The 15,072-nt window shown below is 55.3% G+C and carries 13 protein-coding genes; 5 read left to right on the forward strand and 8 right to left on the reverse strand.

What is annotated here, in order from left to right; translation table 11 throughout:
- The first annotated feature begins 99 nt into the window (after positions 1-99).
- From JYB63_RS09025 to JYB63_RS09040, 4 genes are all read left to right on the forward strand, one after another.
- Complete coding sequence (locus JYB63_RS09025) at positions 100-1,431, forward strand: diguanylate cyclase (protein ID WP_205657531.1); 1,332 nt, start codon at positions 100-102, stop codon at positions 1,429-1,431.
- A complete protein-coding gene (locus JYB63_RS09030) occupies positions 1,409-2,812 on the forward strand; it encodes an extracellular solute-binding protein (protein ID WP_205657532.1) in 1,404 nt (467 codons plus the stop codon). Before JYB63_RS09025 ends, JYB63_RS09030 begins: the two co-directional genes overlap by 23 nt.
- The gene (locus JYB63_RS09035) at positions 2,769-5,060 is read left to right on the forward strand and encodes an ATP-binding protein (RefSeq protein WP_205657533.1); all 2,292 of its coding nucleotides are present in this window, start codon (positions 2,769-2,771) and stop codon (positions 5,058-5,060) included. The genes JYB63_RS09030 and JYB63_RS09035 overlap by 44 nt, the downstream gene beginning before the upstream one ends.
- A gap of 84 nt (positions 5,061-5,144) precedes the next feature.
- On the forward strand, positions 5,145-6,023 hold the full coding sequence (locus JYB63_RS09040; protein WP_205657534.1) for a DMT family transporter: 879 nt from the start codon (positions 5,145-5,147) through the stop codon (positions 6,021-6,023).
- A 52-nt stretch (positions 6,024-6,075) separates the two neighbouring features.
- Here JYB63_RS09040 and JYB63_RS09045 read toward each other — a convergent pair whose 3' ends face one another.
- The 4 genes from JYB63_RS09045 to JYB63_RS09060 are packed head-to-tail and all read right to left on the reverse strand — an operon-like array spanning position 6,076 to position 10,777.
- Entirely contained in the window at positions 6,076-7,344 is a 1,269-nt protein-coding gene (locus JYB63_RS09045; RefSeq protein WP_205657535.1) for a TauD/TfdA family dioxygenase, read from the reverse strand.
- A 15-nt stretch (positions 7,345-7,359) separates the two neighbouring features.
- On the reverse strand, positions 7,360-8,790 hold the full coding sequence (locus JYB63_RS09050; RefSeq protein ID WP_205657536.1) for an amidase: 1,431 nt from the start codon (positions 8,788-8,790) through the stop codon (positions 7,360-7,362).
- Between the two features lie 11 nt (positions 8,791-8,801).
- Positions 8,802-9,563 (reverse strand): SDR family NAD(P)-dependent oxidoreductase, encoded by a 762-nt coding sequence (locus tag JYB63_RS09055; RefSeq protein WP_205657537.1) that lies wholly within the window; start codon positions 9,561-9,563, stop codon positions 8,802-8,804.
- A gap of 50 nt (positions 9,564-9,613) precedes the next feature.
- Positions 9,614-10,777: a mandelate racemase/muconate lactonizing enzyme family protein gene (locus JYB63_RS09060; RefSeq protein ID WP_205657538.1), complete on the reverse strand. Its 1,164-nt coding sequence runs from the start codon at positions 10,775-10,777 to the stop codon at positions 9,614-9,616.
- Between the two features lie 268 nt (positions 10,778-11,045).
- Between JYB63_RS09060 and JYB63_RS23640 the strand changes: the two genes are divergently transcribed.
- Positions 11,046-12,068, forward strand: coding sequence for a helix-turn-helix domain-containing protein (locus JYB63_RS23640; protein WP_205657539.1), 1,023 nt, complete (start codon positions 11,046-11,048; stop codon positions 12,066-12,068).
- 43 nt (positions 12,069-12,111) lie between these two features.
- On the opposite strand, the gene JYB63_RS09070 is transcribed toward JYB63_RS23640, so the two are convergent.
- The 4 genes from JYB63_RS09070 to JYB63_RS09085 form a co-directional block, all read right to left on the reverse strand.
- A complete protein-coding gene (locus JYB63_RS09070; RefSeq protein WP_205657540.1) occupies positions 12,112-12,843 on the reverse strand; it encodes a transmembrane anchor protein in 732 nt (243 codons plus the stop codon).
- Positions 12,844-12,869: 26 nt separating this feature from the next.
- Positions 12,870-13,598 carry a HupE/UreJ family protein gene (locus JYB63_RS09075; RefSeq protein ID WP_205657541.1) on the reverse strand — a complete coding sequence of 243 codons (729 nt, stop codon included), beginning with the start codon at positions 13,596-13,598 and terminating at the stop codon, positions 12,870-12,872.
- A 50-nt stretch (positions 13,599-13,648) separates the two neighbouring features.
- The gene (locus JYB63_RS09080; protein WP_205657542.1) at positions 13,649-14,038 is read right to left on the reverse strand and encodes a hypothetical protein; all 390 of its coding nucleotides are present in this window, start codon (positions 14,036-14,038) and stop codon (positions 13,649-13,651) included.
- Positions 14,039-14,146: 108 nt separating this feature from the next.
- Entirely contained in the window at positions 14,147-14,896 is a 750-nt protein-coding gene (locus tag JYB63_RS09085; protein WP_205657543.1) for an IclR family transcriptional regulator, read from the reverse strand.
- Between the last annotated feature and the right edge of the window lie 176 nt (positions 14,897-15,072).

Here is a 15,072-nt window from a genome sequence, read left to right on the forward strand (position 1 = left end):
GGCTGTCAGCGATGACAGTTATCCGGCGGTTTCTTTATATAGGGCAGGCGGATAACTTTTCAGGGAATGCGGTCGCCCCTTTTATCGGATTCAGGATTTATGAAGGCAGTGCAGAAGCATCAGGTGATGGTGGTCGATGATAACCACGATGATCTGCGTTTATTAAGTCAGTATCTGGCAGAGCTTGGGCTGGATGTCAGAGTCAGTGTCAGCGCTGAAAATGCGCTGGAGCTGATCGGGCAGTCATTGCCGGACTTAATCGTGCTGGATTATAAAATGCCGGAAATGGATGGCATTTCACTGTGCCAGCGGCTTAAAGGGGATGAACGAACCCGGCATATTCCGGTTATGTTTGTCAGTGCTGTGTGCGGCAGTGATGAGATTGTCAGCGCGCTGGAAAGCGGTGCTGTGGATTTTGTCCGTAAGCCCTTTGATAAAGCGGAAATCCTGGCACGCATCAAAAACCACCTGAACCTTCAGCAACAGACCGCAACCTTGCGCCGCGCTTTGAATGAATGCCGCGATACTTTCTCGCAGAGCAGCGAAGGTTTTTTTCACCGGCTGATCGAACGGGTTAACAGCGTGTACTGGATCGTTAGCGGTGACTGGCAACAGATGCACTATGTGAATCCGGCCTATGAATCCGTCTGGGGGGAAAGTTCTGACCGTTTACGCGCTGAACCTCTGGCCTGGCTGAACCGTCTGGCCAGCGCTGATGCACGGACAATCCGCCAGTGTATTGAGCGGGCGATGCGGGAAGTGCCGGATATGATCAGCTTGCCGGATTACCGCCTTATATTGTCTGACGGTTCGATGAAGTGGGTGCAGACTAAGGGGTACCGGATTGAGCCGGCGAACCATAATGATGACCGTTATGCCTGGGTCAGTACGGATATTTCTGAACGTAAGAGCAATGAGCAAAACCTCAATTATCTGGCCAATCATGATCCACTGACCGGTTTACGCAACCGGCTGCAGCTTGCTGAGCGGGTTGAGAGCGAGATCGTCCGATCGAAACGTCACGGGCATTCACTGGCACTGTTAATTATTGATGTCGATCATTTTAAATCCGTCAATGACTGCTATGGTCATATGGCCGGTGACCTTGCGCTGTGTGCGCTGGCGGCGGTACTTAAAGAACAGATCCGTTCAATTGATTCGGCGTTTCGTTACGGTGGTGAAGAGTTTGTGGTGATTCTGCCGGAAGAGTCTTTGGAACAGGCGTTGCAGGTGGCTGAACGTATCCGGCTGAGGGTGTCAGCACAGCCGCTGCAGCTGGAGAGCGGTGACGTTAACATTACGGTCAGTATTGGCGTGTCGGTGTATCCGGAAGACGGAGATGGCTATAACCGGCTGGTCCGTGTGGCGGATGACCATCTGTTAAATGCCAAGCGCCAGGGCCGCAACTGTGTTCAGCCAGCTTATGACTGACATGGGTAACCGGTTCTGTATTTGCCGGGCTGTTTTGTGTGTGCTGCTGGTATGGTCATCTCTGCCAGTCAGCGCAACGGCGGCAGCCAGTCAGCCGGATGTCTCACCCTGGCAGAACGCGCAGATTAACTGGCGGCAGTTTTCAGGTACCACGTTATCTGTGCTGGCGAATACGCAGCCGGCGTTTCGCGCTTTAGAGAAAAAGCTCCCGTATTTTGAACAACTCACCGGTATAAAAGTTGGCTTTCACGTTTTACCTCAGGCACGGATGCGGGAAGTTCGCCGGGTGGATCTGGCGGCGGGCGCGGGTATCTATGATGTTGTACCGATTGGCATTTCCTATCTGGGAGAAGCTCACCGCAATGGCTGGCTGGAGCCCCTGCAGCCTTACTTTGATGATCCGCAACTGACAGACGCCTGCTGGTATGACCTGGCTGATATTACCCCGGGCAGTCTGGCTCTGAGCAGCATTGATGGTGAGATGCTAGCCCTGCCGTTTGATTTTTTTGCCCCCGTGTTTTTCTACCGTAAAGATCTTTTTCAGCGTTATGAGCTCGCGGTGCCGGATACCTATGAAGAATTGCTGCAGATGAAAACCGCACTGCAGATGGCCCTGGAACGGGATGAAATGCAGAACATGTATGCCTTTGCCTCCCGGACCCGCGCCGGTGCCGGTATGAATACCTGGACGGTTATTCCGGTGATCCGGGCCTATGGCGGTGCGATGATGGATGAGTCCCTGCGGCCGGTGTTTAACAGCCCTCAGGCCAAGCATGCATTGCGGGTCTACCGGGACATGGTGACCGGTTACGGCAGCCCGCCCGGGGCACAAATGTTAAATTTCCACGAAATCCGTGAACAGTTTAAAGCAGGGCGTCTGGCGTCTGTTATTGCTGCATCTGATTTATTTGCCGAAATGGACAGCCCGGAAGAATCAGTTATATGGGATAAGTGGGAAGCGGCCCCGATGCCCCGGGGGCCGAGGACCAGAGCCACATCTTTGTGGTCCTGGGGCTTTGCGGTTAATGCCAGCGGCCAGCACAAAGATGCTGCCTGGCTCTTCCTGCAATGGGCGTCTTCCAAAGAAACCGCCATGCTGTTACACCATGACGATGCACCGGCCAGAACATCGCTATGGCATTCTGACGTCTATGATTACCTTGATGCCCCCGGATTTATCAGTGTGAGCCGCTGGCTGCTGAATCAGAGAGATATTGATCCGATACAGAACGGTATTGCTGAATTCCCCCGGGCTGGTAGCGTGGCTTCGCAGGCGTTTAATGAGATTTTCTTCGGTGCGCCGGTAGCGTCCACACTGGATCAGGCGGTTATCCGGGTTGAGCAGATTATGCAATCAGGCTCCGGACGGAGTGGCGACTGAGGTGCAGATGCTGGAAAGGATCTCTTTAAAACTTAAGCTGTTGCTGGGGGTGGCGCTGATCATCATTGCCAGCTTTGCGCTCAGTACCTGGCTGCACCTCTATGAACTGCGCATCGCTTACCTTAATGAAGCCACCAATAATGCCCGTACGTTTACCCAGGAACTGCCCCGGGAAATGCAGCAGTTACGGGAAAGTAATGATAACCTGAGCTGGATACGCAAGGTCCAGACGATCCGGTGTATTGAGTTATACCGGAGCGGGAGTACTCAGGGGGTAAAGTTTGTATCCCTGCTGGATGAGCAGGGGGTAGCAGTGGCACATAGTGATGTGAATCAGATCGGCGCAACGGTTACCGGTGTGCTGCCCTCCGGTCAAAGCCTGTATCGCGAAGCCGCTCTGTTGGGGGATGGCATTATTTACATCCTGATACCGGTACTCGGTAATGACGGCAGTTATATGGGCACCATCTTTGTGGGCGAAGACGCCTACGGGCTGGAGAATAAACTGTCCCATTCATTGCTGATTTCAGTGCTGGTATTTTTCCTGTGCATCTTGCTGGGCATTACCGGCCTGTATTACCTGTTAAAGATCTTCTTTCTGCAACCACTGATGGTGCTGCATGAGGCCGCCAGCCGGATCACTTCCGGCGATCTGAATAACCCTGTGGTGTTAAGGGGCTCCGGCGAAATCGTCGAGCTGGCACGCAGTGTCGATATGATGCGTATCTCCATTCAGAGCAAACTGAATGAACTGAGCAGCTACGGTGATAAGCTGGAAAAAGAAGTGGAGCAGCGCACTGCAGAACTGGCGGCAGAGAAAGAAAACGCTGAGGCTGCCAATCAGGCGAAGAGTGTTTTTCTGGCAAATATGTCCCATGAAATCCGTACCCCTATGAATGCCATTCTGGGCTATTCACAACTGCTGCTGAGGGATAAAGGGCTGAGCTTTCAGCAACGGGAGTCTGTCGATGCGATTAGCCGTGGGGGGACTCACCTGCTGGCGCTGATTAACGATGTACTGGAAATGTCCAAGATCGAAGCCGGCCGGCTGGAGCCGCAGCTGGCCTATTTCAATATCCGTGAAGTCATCGGCGACATGGAAAGTATGTTCGCCAATAAAGCCCGTTCCAAACGGTTGCTGTTCCGGGTGGAAAACGACTCACAGATGCCGGATTTTCTGATCACCGATGAAGGCATGTTACGGCAGTTACTGGTGAATCTGATTGGCAACGCGATTAAATTTACCCATCAGGGCGGGGTGACTGTCCGGACGGTTTTTCAGTCGGTGACGGAGGATACCGGACGGCTGATTATTCAGGTGGTGGATACCGGCGTCGGGCTGAGTTCGGAAGAGCAGGAACGTATATTCGAGCCCTTTGAGCAGTCGGTTATGTCGAGCCGGCAATACGGCCGCAGCGGCACCGGGCTTGGGCTGGCAATCTGCTGCCAGTATCTGGAATTGCTGGAAGGGGAAATGCGCCTGCAGAGCCACCTGGGGGAAGGCAGCTGTTTCTCGGTGGAATTGCCGGTTCATATTGCTGATAACCAGACCCGGCGGATGAGCGAGTATAACCGCCGGCCGGTGGCGCTGGCTGCTGAGCAGCCCGTACCGAAAATTCTGATTGTTGATGACGTGGCCAGTAACCGGGATATCTTTAAGGCATTTTTGCAACCGCTGGGGTTCCGGCTGGCTGAAGTGGGGAATGCGAGCCGGGCATTGGAGTTATACCGCAGTTGGCAGCCGGATCTGGTTCTGATGGATAAGCGGATGCCGGAAATGGACGGCATTATGCTGATGCAGCAAATTCAGTCTGCTGCAGCGGATGCCCGGCTGCGGGTACCGAAGGTGATACTGGTCACTGCCAGTGCGTTTAAAGATGAAGAGCGGGTGGCAATTGAAGCCGGTGCCGATGCGTTTTTACGCAAGCCCGTGAATGAGTTCGAACTGTTATCTCTGGTTGGCCGGCTGTTACGGCTTGAATACGTTTTCGAGCGGTTTGCCTCCGGTAAGTCGGTCAGCCAGCCGGATGATATTACCCAGACACAGCTGGATGCTCTGCCGGACGATTTACATCAGGGCTTACTGCAGGCTTCCCGGCAAATGAATTTCACCCATTGTCAGCAAATGATCGAAGCTGTCCGCGCCCATGATGCGGATATGTATGACATCCTGCAGAAACTGCTCTGGCATTTTGAGTTTGAGCAGATCAGCGAGTGTATGAGCCGGCGTTCCGGATATTCTGACTGATCAGGCTTGTATTCAGGCCGTTTTGCTGTCATTTAGTAAGCTCAGAGAATTGGCTTGCCGAATGGCGCAGAACAGGGAAACAGAATGGATACACCGCAACGTCCGATGCTGGGAATAGGGCTGATGATCGCCGGTATGCTGGTGGTGCCTTTTCTGGATGTGTGTGCCAAGGTACTGGGGCAGACGTATCCCGTGCTTGAGGTTGTCTGGGCCCGCTATTTCTTTCATTTCCTCTGGTTACTGCCGCTGCTGGCCTGGAAACGCATGGCCTGGTGGCGCTGGCCTGAAAGTGCCGGTTCTCAGGGGTTACGAGGGTTCTTTCTGCTGGCCTGTACCCTGTGTTTTTTCCTGTCGATACAAAGTAATCCTATTCCTAATTCTCTGGCGCTGTTATTTGTTGCGCCACTGATCATTACGGCATTTTCGCCGCTGATCCTGCGGGAGCGGCTGGACTTACGCCGGGCCGGTGCTGCAGGGCTGGGTTTCGTCGGTGTGCTGATTGTGTTGCAGCCCGCGGCGGATGATTTTCAGTTTTCCAGTTTATGGGCGCTGGCGGCCGGCGTCTGTTATGCGTTTTACATTATGTATACCCGCCAGATGTCGCAGCGTGCCAAGCCGTTAATGGGGCTGATGTATATCGCCATTGTCGGGCTGGTGGGGATGACTCTGGTGGTGCCCTTTGTCTGGGTGGCACCAGACCTTCAGGGTTGGGGCATTATGGCATTGATGGGCCTGTTCGCCGCAGCCGGGCATTTCCTGATTATCAAAGCCTGTGAGTATGCACCGGCGTCATTACTGGCACCCTTCAATTACACCGAGATTGTCGGTGCCTGTACCGTCAGCTATCTGTTTTTCTCTTATTTGCCGGATGCGCTGATGTGGCTGGGAATTGGCATTATCTGTATCAGTGGTATCTACACTTCGGTGTATGAATACCGGCGGCAGTCTGTAGCCCGCCGGTAATCACTACATGCCTGTTGGCTGCCGGATCTGTTACTGACCACGGCAGGGGGCATCAGGCCGGGCAGGCCCCCTGTGGCAGGATCAGGTCAAAATCATCCCGCCCCAGTCGGGCTCCCAGATCCCGCAGCCTGCCATGGAATTCATCCCGTGGCACGTGGCAGGTACGGATGCGGCGGGGAGAGGTTGGCACAAAGGCATTACGGCCATGCATGCTGCGGTTATTGTCGATGAAAACCGCGGTGCCGGCGGGGATTTTAATCACAGCTTTGAACTCATCGCTGACCATCCGGCGGTGGTATTCCCTGACCGCAGCATACATCGGCTCAATTAATTCGGCGGGCAGATCCAGCGGTGCCATGGCGCGATCGAAGTAACGGACCCCGGACACATTACCGTTCCAGTCCAGCCGGATCAGCGGGGCGTGAATCCGGAAATCAATTTCACCGGGATGGCGGCGGATATGCTGCACCGGAATACGGGTCAGCAGCTCAAAGGCTTCCGGGGCTTCATTGCGCAGGGATTCGGCGATGGCGAAGCCGTCACAGTAGGTGGATTCGCCGCCTTCCCCGTCAATATTCTGCAGGCAGTGAAAGACCACCACACCGGGGTGGTTATAGCAGAAGGCATCATCGTGATGGGTATCCTGATGGATTGCTGTTTTTGATCCCAGCTTGGACACCGCTTCAACCTGAACTTCGAAGATCCGGCCATATACGGTGGTCTCGTGAATCGGGCCGAGCAGGCTGGCCAGCCGTTCGGTTTCTGCCGGTTCACTGCCGACGTTATCCAGTTTGACGATGCCATAGTCCCGCAGGGTTTCCAGCATGGCCAGATGGGCGCTTTCATCCTCATGGATGTGGCGGTAATCATGGCTGGGAAAGTTATCGGTGATATCCGCTTTCCACAGGGTGGGTGTAAAACTCAGGCGATGCTGACGCTGCTGTTTGCTGTAACTGTGCAACCGCAGCCAGACCGGGCCGTATTCCGAGCGGTGGCCGTCGGGCCAGGTGATCAGCAGGTTACCGGTATCATCCAGGCTGACCCTGGCGGGACGGATGTCCGGGTCAATATCCAGAATGGTCAGCGCCCGGATGCCATCGGCACTGTTGCCACACTGGCTGCAGAAACAGTTATGTCGCAACCAGATGTAGTGAAACTCACTTTTCTGATTATCCTGCCAGCTCAGAGTGATGCTGCGGGCGTTGCTTTCTACCTGCCGTATCTGACTCTGCTCAGCGCTGAAACCGGCAGGTGCGGCACACTGATTGCCCATAAAGGCGTTGCTGGTGGTGACGCCGGAGATACTCTGTTCCTGCTTCATCCTGTGTTCTCCTGATTAGCTGAAACGGGGCCGCTGATCTGCTGTGTTCAGCCAGGGGCGGGCTGCTTCACAGGCACCGGCAATGCTGAAAACACTGAGGTCATCATAGGGGCGGCCAATTATCTGGATGCCTGTGGGAATGCCGTTGGCGGCAAACCCTGACGGTATGCTGATGACCGGCAAAGGGCTGAGCATGTTGAAGGGGTAGGTCAGCAGCCAGCCAAAGTCGGCGGCGACCGGTTTACCGTTGATGCTGAAATTCTCATCCAGCGGTGAATGCTCCAATGGCACTGCCGGTAACGCCAGTGTTGGGCAGATCAGTGCATCACAACGTTGCAGCACCGGCGCTAACTGTTGCCACATATAGGCTTCCTGGGCCATGGAATTCATAAAGGCTTTGCCGCTGACGGCTTCGGCGGTTGCACCGTAAGCCCGGGCATAATCAGTCATCTCATGGCTGTGCTCCGGCAGGTAGTCGGCCACCCAGGCACCGAAGATGGCTGCACCGTGATCCCTGAAGGCCTGCAGGCATTGTTCTGTCCAGTTCAGGTCAATTTCGACCAGCTCTGCACCCAGTTCTTTGAGTAATGCCAGGGTTTCCCGGGTATTGGCCTGTACCTGCGGGTCGACTTCCACATAGCCTAAATCCATCGACCAGCCGATGGTTTTGCCTTTCAGGGATCCCTGATAGTGCAATGGTAAAGGAGCGGTGTCCGGCAGTGAGAACAGATCTCCGGGGTGCTGGCCGCTCATGGCGTTTTGCAGCAGGGCGCAGTCGCCAACGGTGCGGGCTAACGGGCCGTCGTGGTCGTACCAGTCCAGATTAAAGAAGGGCGACACCGGATTGCGACCCCGGGGCGGTTTATAACCGACAACCCCGCAACTGGCAGCGGGTACCCGGATTGAACCGCAGTAGTCGGAGCCGTTGGCAAGTGTCGTGGTGCCGGCAGCCAGCGAAGCTGCCGCCCCGCCGGATGAACCGCCGCTGTTATATTCCGGATGCCAGGGGTTATGAGTCGGCCTCTGCATTTCTGAACCGGTAATCGCAGCGGTACCCATTTCACAGACGTTGGTCCGGCTGTGGATAATGCCGCCGGCAGCGCGGATTTTCTGTACCGGCAGAGCATCACTGCCAGCTACGCCTTCACTGAATACCTTTGAGCCGGCAGAGGTGGGTTTTCCTGCTACGCCTTTATCTTCCTTGATGGCAACACAGAGGCCGTCCAGTAATTCGATGGGCTGTCCCTGAGTGTAACGCTGCTCAGCGGCCCGGGCAGCGTCCATGGCTTCTTCGAAGTAAGTCTGGGTGAAGGCGTTCAGTTGTGGTTCCAGCCGTTCACTTTGCTTAATCAGTGCCTGCAGCAATTCCACCGGCGACAGGGACCGGTCGCTGAAGCGCTGCAGGGCTTCGCAGGCACTGAGGTAACACAGATCCTGATCAGTCATCAGTATTTACCTCAGGCGTTATAGCCGCCATCCACGTGCAGGGTTTCGCCGGTCATATAGCCGGCACCGGCACACAGAAACAGCATGACTTCGGCGTACTCGCGGCCGGTGCCCGGGCGGGGGATGGGCAGGTCTTTACTGTCTTCAAATACAGTTTCCCATTTGAGGGGGAAGTTGGTGTCATTCGGGTCAACGTACATGGGGGCGATAGCGTTTACCCGGACATCCGGTGACAGGCCCCGGGCCAGTTCCTTGGTCAGGGTGGCGACACCGCCTTTGGCGACACAGTAAGGGGTACTGGAACCACCGGAGCGGAAGCCTGACATGGAGCTGGTGGAAACTACGGCTCCTTTGGATTCACGCAGATAAGGTTCGGCCGCTTTCACCGTCCGGAATACCGACATCAGATTGACGGACATAATGTCCTGCCAGAGTTGTTCGGTCTGGCTTTGCAGATCCCCTGGCGGAATGATTTCCAGAGTGACTGAATGCCCGGCAACATTGACCAGATAGTCGATGCCACCCATGGCCTCTGCCGCCTGCTTCACCATCGCGTCTACCGAGTCATTGTCACGCAGGTCAGCCGGGGCAGGCAGTACATGCCGGTCCATTTCCGTCAGGCGGGTTACCTGGGTTGCAATGCGTTCTTCATTGACGTCACAGATTGCCACGGTGCAGCCCATCTCGGTGAACAGTTCAACGGCGCAAAGCCCGAGTCCGGAAGCGCCACCGGTGATGATGGCGGTTTTACCTTTCAGATCCGCATGAATCATGATGTATTCCTCAGAATTATTGTTGTTATAGATAACTGGCGGAGCAGCGGTCAGCGAATGCCGTACTGGCTGACCAGTGCTTCATTCAGGGTGATACCTAGCCCGGGGGCGTCCGGCAGGGCGATCAGACCGTCCTTAATGTCTGGCTCAGCGGGGCTGACCAGCTCGGTCCGTAACCGGGAAGGTCCCAGCCGGGAAGAGCGGAATTCCACCATCGGAATGGTCAGACAGGCGGCCTGTAAGTGGATGTTGCAGATGTCTGTGATGCCGGTGGCGTAGGAATGGGGAATCAGGCTGGCACCGTACATTTCGCACATCTCGGCGATGCGCATCAGTTCAGTAAAACCGCCGGCCCGGCTGATCCCCGGCTGCACCAGTGACACACCACCGGTTTCCAGCCAGTCGCGCACTTCCCAGCGGCTGACGGCGAATTCGGCACCGCCGACTTTCACCGGGCTGACTTCCGCCAGTTTGCGGTGTCCGTGCAGGTCATCATGCCAGAGAGGTGCCTCGGCAAAGGCGATGCGGCAGTCATCGATCCGTTTCAGCAACCAGGCAGCATCCTGCCAGTCGCGCCAGCGGTAGCCAAAATCCAGCGACAGTTTGATGTCATCGCCGACCATCCGGCGGCAGTCTTCGATGAAGCCCACCAGTTTGCGGTCACTGAGGTGTTCGCCGAACAGGATCGGCACCTTCACCGAACGCAGCCCCTGATCCACGGCAATCCGGGCCTGTTTTTCCAGTTCGCTGACGATTGTGTTCAGAGGGCCGTCGTAAATATCACCGGGGTAAATGGTCGCGTAAGGGCGGATGCTGTTACAGCGTGCGCCCCCCAGCAGCTTATACACAGGCAGCCCTAACTGTTTTCCCGCCAGATCATAGAGGGCAATGTCTACCGCAGACAGGGCGTGGATCAGAATGCCCCGGCGGCCGTGATAGAAGGATGAATGATAAATGGCATCGTAAATGGCACGGGCTTCAACCGGCTCACGGCCGATCACATGTTCTTTAATGCCCTGACTCCAGAAATGCACAGTGGGCATGTCGATCATGGCTTTTGTCACGGAAGGGGTGGCGACACACTCACCGATACCGTAGCGGCCTTCGGCGTCGGTGACTTTCACCAGAACGGTTTCTTCCGCCCCCTCGGCAAACGCATTTCCTTCCGCCGGAACGGAAACGATGATGGCTTCAAGATCGACAATTACAGACATAACCGGCTCCCTGATATTCAGTGTCAGCCCTCATTTAATGTCAGGAATTGATGATAAATCTGATGATATGCGCCATATTTCTGATTGCAGTGAGCAGCGTTGAAATTAACGGTTTATTTATTATTTATGAAAATGTAGCGCTATTACCCGATGATCTCTGCATTTTCGTGTTACTTGGCAGTATGTTTTGTTTTTGGACTGTTGTTTTACTTCAACAACTGGCAGAGTCGTTAAAGTATGTCTGATTGTCTGCGTCAGGAGGTGTTTGGTGTCTGCTAACGAGCCTGTACAACGGCGTTTTGCCTTCGTGTTGTTACCATCTTTCAATATGATGGCGCTGTCTGCGGCGATAGAACCGTTACGGGTAGCAAATATGTTATCCGGCCAGACCCTGTATCGCTGGCAGCTGTTTTCCGCCGGACCGGAGCAGGTGCAGGCGAGTAACACTGCCTGGATTACGGTGGACGGTGACCTTGCGACGGCGGATGCCTTTATGGCCGACGGTTGCGATACCCTGTTTGTCTGCGCCAGCTGGTATCCGGAACAGCTGGATGACGAGCAACTGTTCGGCTGGTTACGCCAGCATGCCCGCAGTGGCTTGCGGCTGGGGGGCATTGATACCGGCGCGATTGTGCTGGCCCGGGCGCATTTGCTGGACGGTTTCCGGGCGACAGCCAACTATGATGTGATCGCCGGGTTCGCGGAGGATCACCCCCGGGTAACCGTGACTGACCATCTGTTCGAAGCGGATAATAACCGCATGACCTGTTCGGCGGGCACGGCCCCTATCGATATGATGTTGCTGCTGATGCATGAACATTGGGGGGAGGAGATTACTCACCGGGTATCCCGGCATTTGTTTTATCAGCAACTGCGCAGCGGTGGCGAATCCCAGAAGGCACTGGTGCGGGAATATGGCTATGACTTTCCCAAACAGCTGCAGTACGCCATTCACCTGATGGAAAAGAATACCGAGTCCCGGCTGATGGTGAAGGATATAGCGGAGCAGACCGGCACGTCACTGCGTACCCTGGAACGCTTATTCAGGGAACATACCCAAATGTCGCCGGCGGTGTTTTATCTGCGTTTACGGCTGGAAAAAGGCCGGCAGTATTTGCTGCATACCCGGATGTCAGTACTGCAGGTGGCGGTTGCCTGTGGCTTTCTCAGCCAGGAACATTTTGCCCGTCGCTATCGGGATGTTTTCGGCCGTTCTCCGCGGGATGAACGGGCGGTTTCCGCATTGCAGACCACAGCAGATATGGCATCGGTCACTGTGGATAAAACGTAAAAAAGCAGGGGCTGGCCAATTCAGTACAGCCCCTGCGCACGGATCAGATCACCCGTTTCAGGTTAATAAAATCGCCACTCACTTCAAGGCTGAGGGTGACGTTCTGTTTGGTGCGGTTACGCCAGAACCAGCCGTGTTTACCATCGAAAGCGGCTTTCAGTTCGCCACTGTCGCCAGGTACAAACCGGCCTTTGCCGTAGCCATGATAAAAGCCTTTCGGGGCATCATACGGATCACCGTGGGTGTCGTAGTTAAGCTTGCCGCCGTTGGCACTCCAGCTGTACGTCACCAGTGCGTTCTGCTTCATCTCCAGTTTGATTTCAGCGCCCTGACCGGGCTTCAGCACAAAGCTAACCGTCTGGCTGTTGGCAGCTGGTTTGGCCGGTTCTGCTATTACCTGCTCAGTTTTGGCGGCGGCAATCTCCACCGGTTTTGCGGCTGGTTGCGGTTCGGGCTGCGCCACTGGCTTAGCGGTGACGGTAACCGCCGGCACCGGGGCAGTGCTCGCCGCAGCGGTGGCGACCGGTACAGGAGCAGGTGCCGGAACGGCAGTGCCAGCGGCATCGGCGGCGGCTTCTGCCGCCAGCTGTTGCTTGATCTCGCCCATTTCCGTCAGGCCCAGTAAGCGGCCTGCGCCGGTCGGGTCGATGGCGTATTCTGATGGCAGTACCACGCAGACCAGCAGCACCATGGCAACTACCAGTGCTGCAAGGGTAGAACGGATCAGCTGAGCCGCGCTGGGCTGGGGTTGGGACGAATATTCACTGTTATACATAATAAGTTTTCCTTAAATCTGTCTGGTCACGGGGTGAGGATCAGGCCGCTGATCTGGTAGCCCATCAGCAGGAAGCCGAGGCTCATCATGGCGACGTTGGCGGTATAGGTATGGCGCATAAAGTTGCGGTTGCGCCGCCAGAAGCCCATCAGGATCAGAATGGCGGACAGGGCCAGTATCTGGCCGAACTCTACTCCCACATTGAAGGCAATCAGGTTGATCAGCAGGCCGTCCGGCGAGATCTCAAAGTCCTGAATTTTGGTGGCCAGGCCGAAACCATGCATCAGGCCGAATAGCAGAGTGGCGACCTTAGTATTCGGCTGAAAGCCAAACCAGCGGGGGAAAGCCCCCAGGTTATCCAGTGCTTTGTAGACCACGGAAAAGCCGATGATGGCATCCACCACGTAGGCGCTGACGCTGATGTTTGTCAGCACACCAAACAGCAGAGTGACCGAGTGGCCCACCGCAAACAGGGTGACGTACAGGCCGACATCCTTAAGCCGGTAGAGGAAGAAAATGACACCGAACAGGAACAGCAGGTGATCGTATCCGGTGACCATATGTTTGGCCCCCAGATAGATAAACGGGATGATCAGTACCCCGGAGCTTTCCTGAATATAGCCTTTGTCGCCGGTTGCAACGCCGTGCGCAAAGGCTGCATCAAAGCTGCTGAGCAGCAGCATACACGCCAGCACAATAAGCAGCGTGTAGCGGCCAGCGGGCAAAGGCCGGCCGGCAGATAGTTCACTAAACATAATTAGCCCTATGAGTTAATACACATCAGGCAGGCGCGGGCCTGCCGGTTTCAGACGTGCTGCTGAACTCTTGGAGGGCGTTCGATCAGGAACAGCGGCGGATTAGGAATCCACTGCCGGTATTGGGGGATATCTGTAGCAGGCAGCGGAGCCTGATTATCACTGCTGTCCAGCGCCAGTTGAACCGAATCATGCAGATGATCAGCGGTCTGGGGCGGGTGCTGGTGGGTAATATTAAACGTCTGATGGAATGTCTGTTGCCGGTGATCATGGTCGTGACTGTGGCCGTGATCATCATTGCCCGCCAGGATTTGCGTGTTTGCAGCAACCGGTGCCGGCAGGTGAACGGTAACCGCCAGGGTAAACAGATGTCCGCCCCATGCATACAGCAGCATGAAGATCAGCTGGGGGATCAGGCGTTTACGGGTGGCAGTTTTCACAGTCAGTCTGGGTGTCCGGGTTATCAGATGGCGGCAGCATAAAGGATGCTGCAGAGTTTCTCAATCCTGCTGTTATGAACCTGTTTTGGGTCCTGAGTTCCCGGCGGATTAAACAATCCGTGCGGATAATTGCCGGGCCGCCTGAATCAGTTTTTTGGAATAGTCCCGGGCATCCTGCGGGTTGAGATGTGCGCCGCTGATTGCAGCACTGATGGCGGCGACCGGTTCGTTACGCAGGTTCAGTACCGGGGCGGCAATGCAGCTGATTTCACTGTCGGTTTCGCCGTGGCTGACCGCATAACCGAGCCGTTGTGCCCGTTGCAGATCATCCTGAAGCTCGGTCAGCTCCGTGTGTGAACATTGCAGGTTGTGGGTAAGGTTGTCCCGGAAGTGTCCTGACTGCATGGCCAGAATGGCCTTGCCGGCCGCGGACTGTTGCAGGGGAATGGTCTGGCCGGTGAATATGTTCCAGGCCTGGCTGAGGGAAGATTCTACCTTGGAGACCACCACGGCCTGATCGCCCACAGGGATGCTGAGGAAGATGGTTTTGTGGATTTCGTTTTTAAGGATTTCAGCAATCGGATGAAAGAACGCTATCAGGCTTTGTTTGCTGTAAATGCTGGAAGAAATCTGAAAGATTTTTGAGCCGATACAGTAGGCCTTTTTACGGGCCGGATCTCTGGCAATCAGCTGATGGCTGAGCATCGCGTTGATGATCCGGTGCCCACTGGCAGGTGATATGCCTGTGGCTTCGCAGATTTCTGAGAGTGTCAGCGGGTAAGCGGAGGCGGTGAGCAAATCGAGAATCTGTACGCTGTGATCAATTGCCGGTGCTTTACTGCCGGTTGCCTGAGTCATTGAAAAATCCTGATGGGGCTGTTTTTTATATATGGAATTATTTCAGCAGTTGATGCCGGTTAACAGGGGAAATGTCAGCCCGGTGTGTGGCTGCAGAAAAAAATTCTCTTTTTGTGGACTGGTTGAGCGGGGCTGCTGGCGACTGGTCTGATCGGTGTTGTGGTCGACCAGAGGTA

It is taken from the genome of Aliamphritea spongicola, from assembly GCF_017051665.1.
GTDB classification, from domain to species: Bacteria; Pseudomonadota; Gammaproteobacteria; order Pseudomonadales; family Balneatricaceae; genus Amphritea; species Amphritea spongicola.

Coding starts and splice junctions, on each gene's coding strand:
- JYB63_RS09025 (WP_205657531.1), top strand. CDS start 100: ATGAAGGCAGTGCAGAAGCATCAGGTGATGGTGGTCGATGATAACCAC.
- JYB63_RS09040 (WP_205657534.1), top strand. CDS start 5,145: ATGGATACACCGCAACGTCCGATGCTGGGAATAGGGCTGATGATCGCC.
- JYB63_RS09045 (WP_205657535.1), bottom strand. CDS start 7,344: ATGAAGCAGGAACAGAGTATCTCCGGCGTCACCACCAGCAACGCCTTT.
- JYB63_RS09050 (WP_205657536.1), bottom strand. CDS start 8,790: ATGACTGATCAGGATCTGTGTTACCTCAGTGCCTGCGAAGCCCTGCAG.
- JYB63_RS09055 (WP_205657537.1), bottom strand. CDS start 9,563: ATGATTCATGCGGATCTGAAAGGTAAAACCGCCATCATCACCGGTGGC.
- JYB63_RS09060 (WP_205657538.1), bottom strand. CDS start 10,777: ATGTCTGTAATTGTCGATCTTGAAGCCATCATCGTTTCCGTTCCGGCG.
- JYB63_RS09070 (WP_205657540.1), bottom strand. CDS start 12,843: ATGTATAACAGTGAATATTCGTCCCAACCCCAGCCCAGCGCGGCTCAG.
- JYB63_RS09075 (WP_205657541.1), bottom strand. CDS start 13,598: ATGTTTAGTGAACTATCTGCCGGCCGGCCTTTGCCCGCTGGCCGCTAC.
- JYB63_RS09085 (WP_205657543.1), bottom strand. CDS start 14,896: ATGACTCAGGCAACCGGCAGTAAAGCACCGGCAATTGATCACAGCGTA.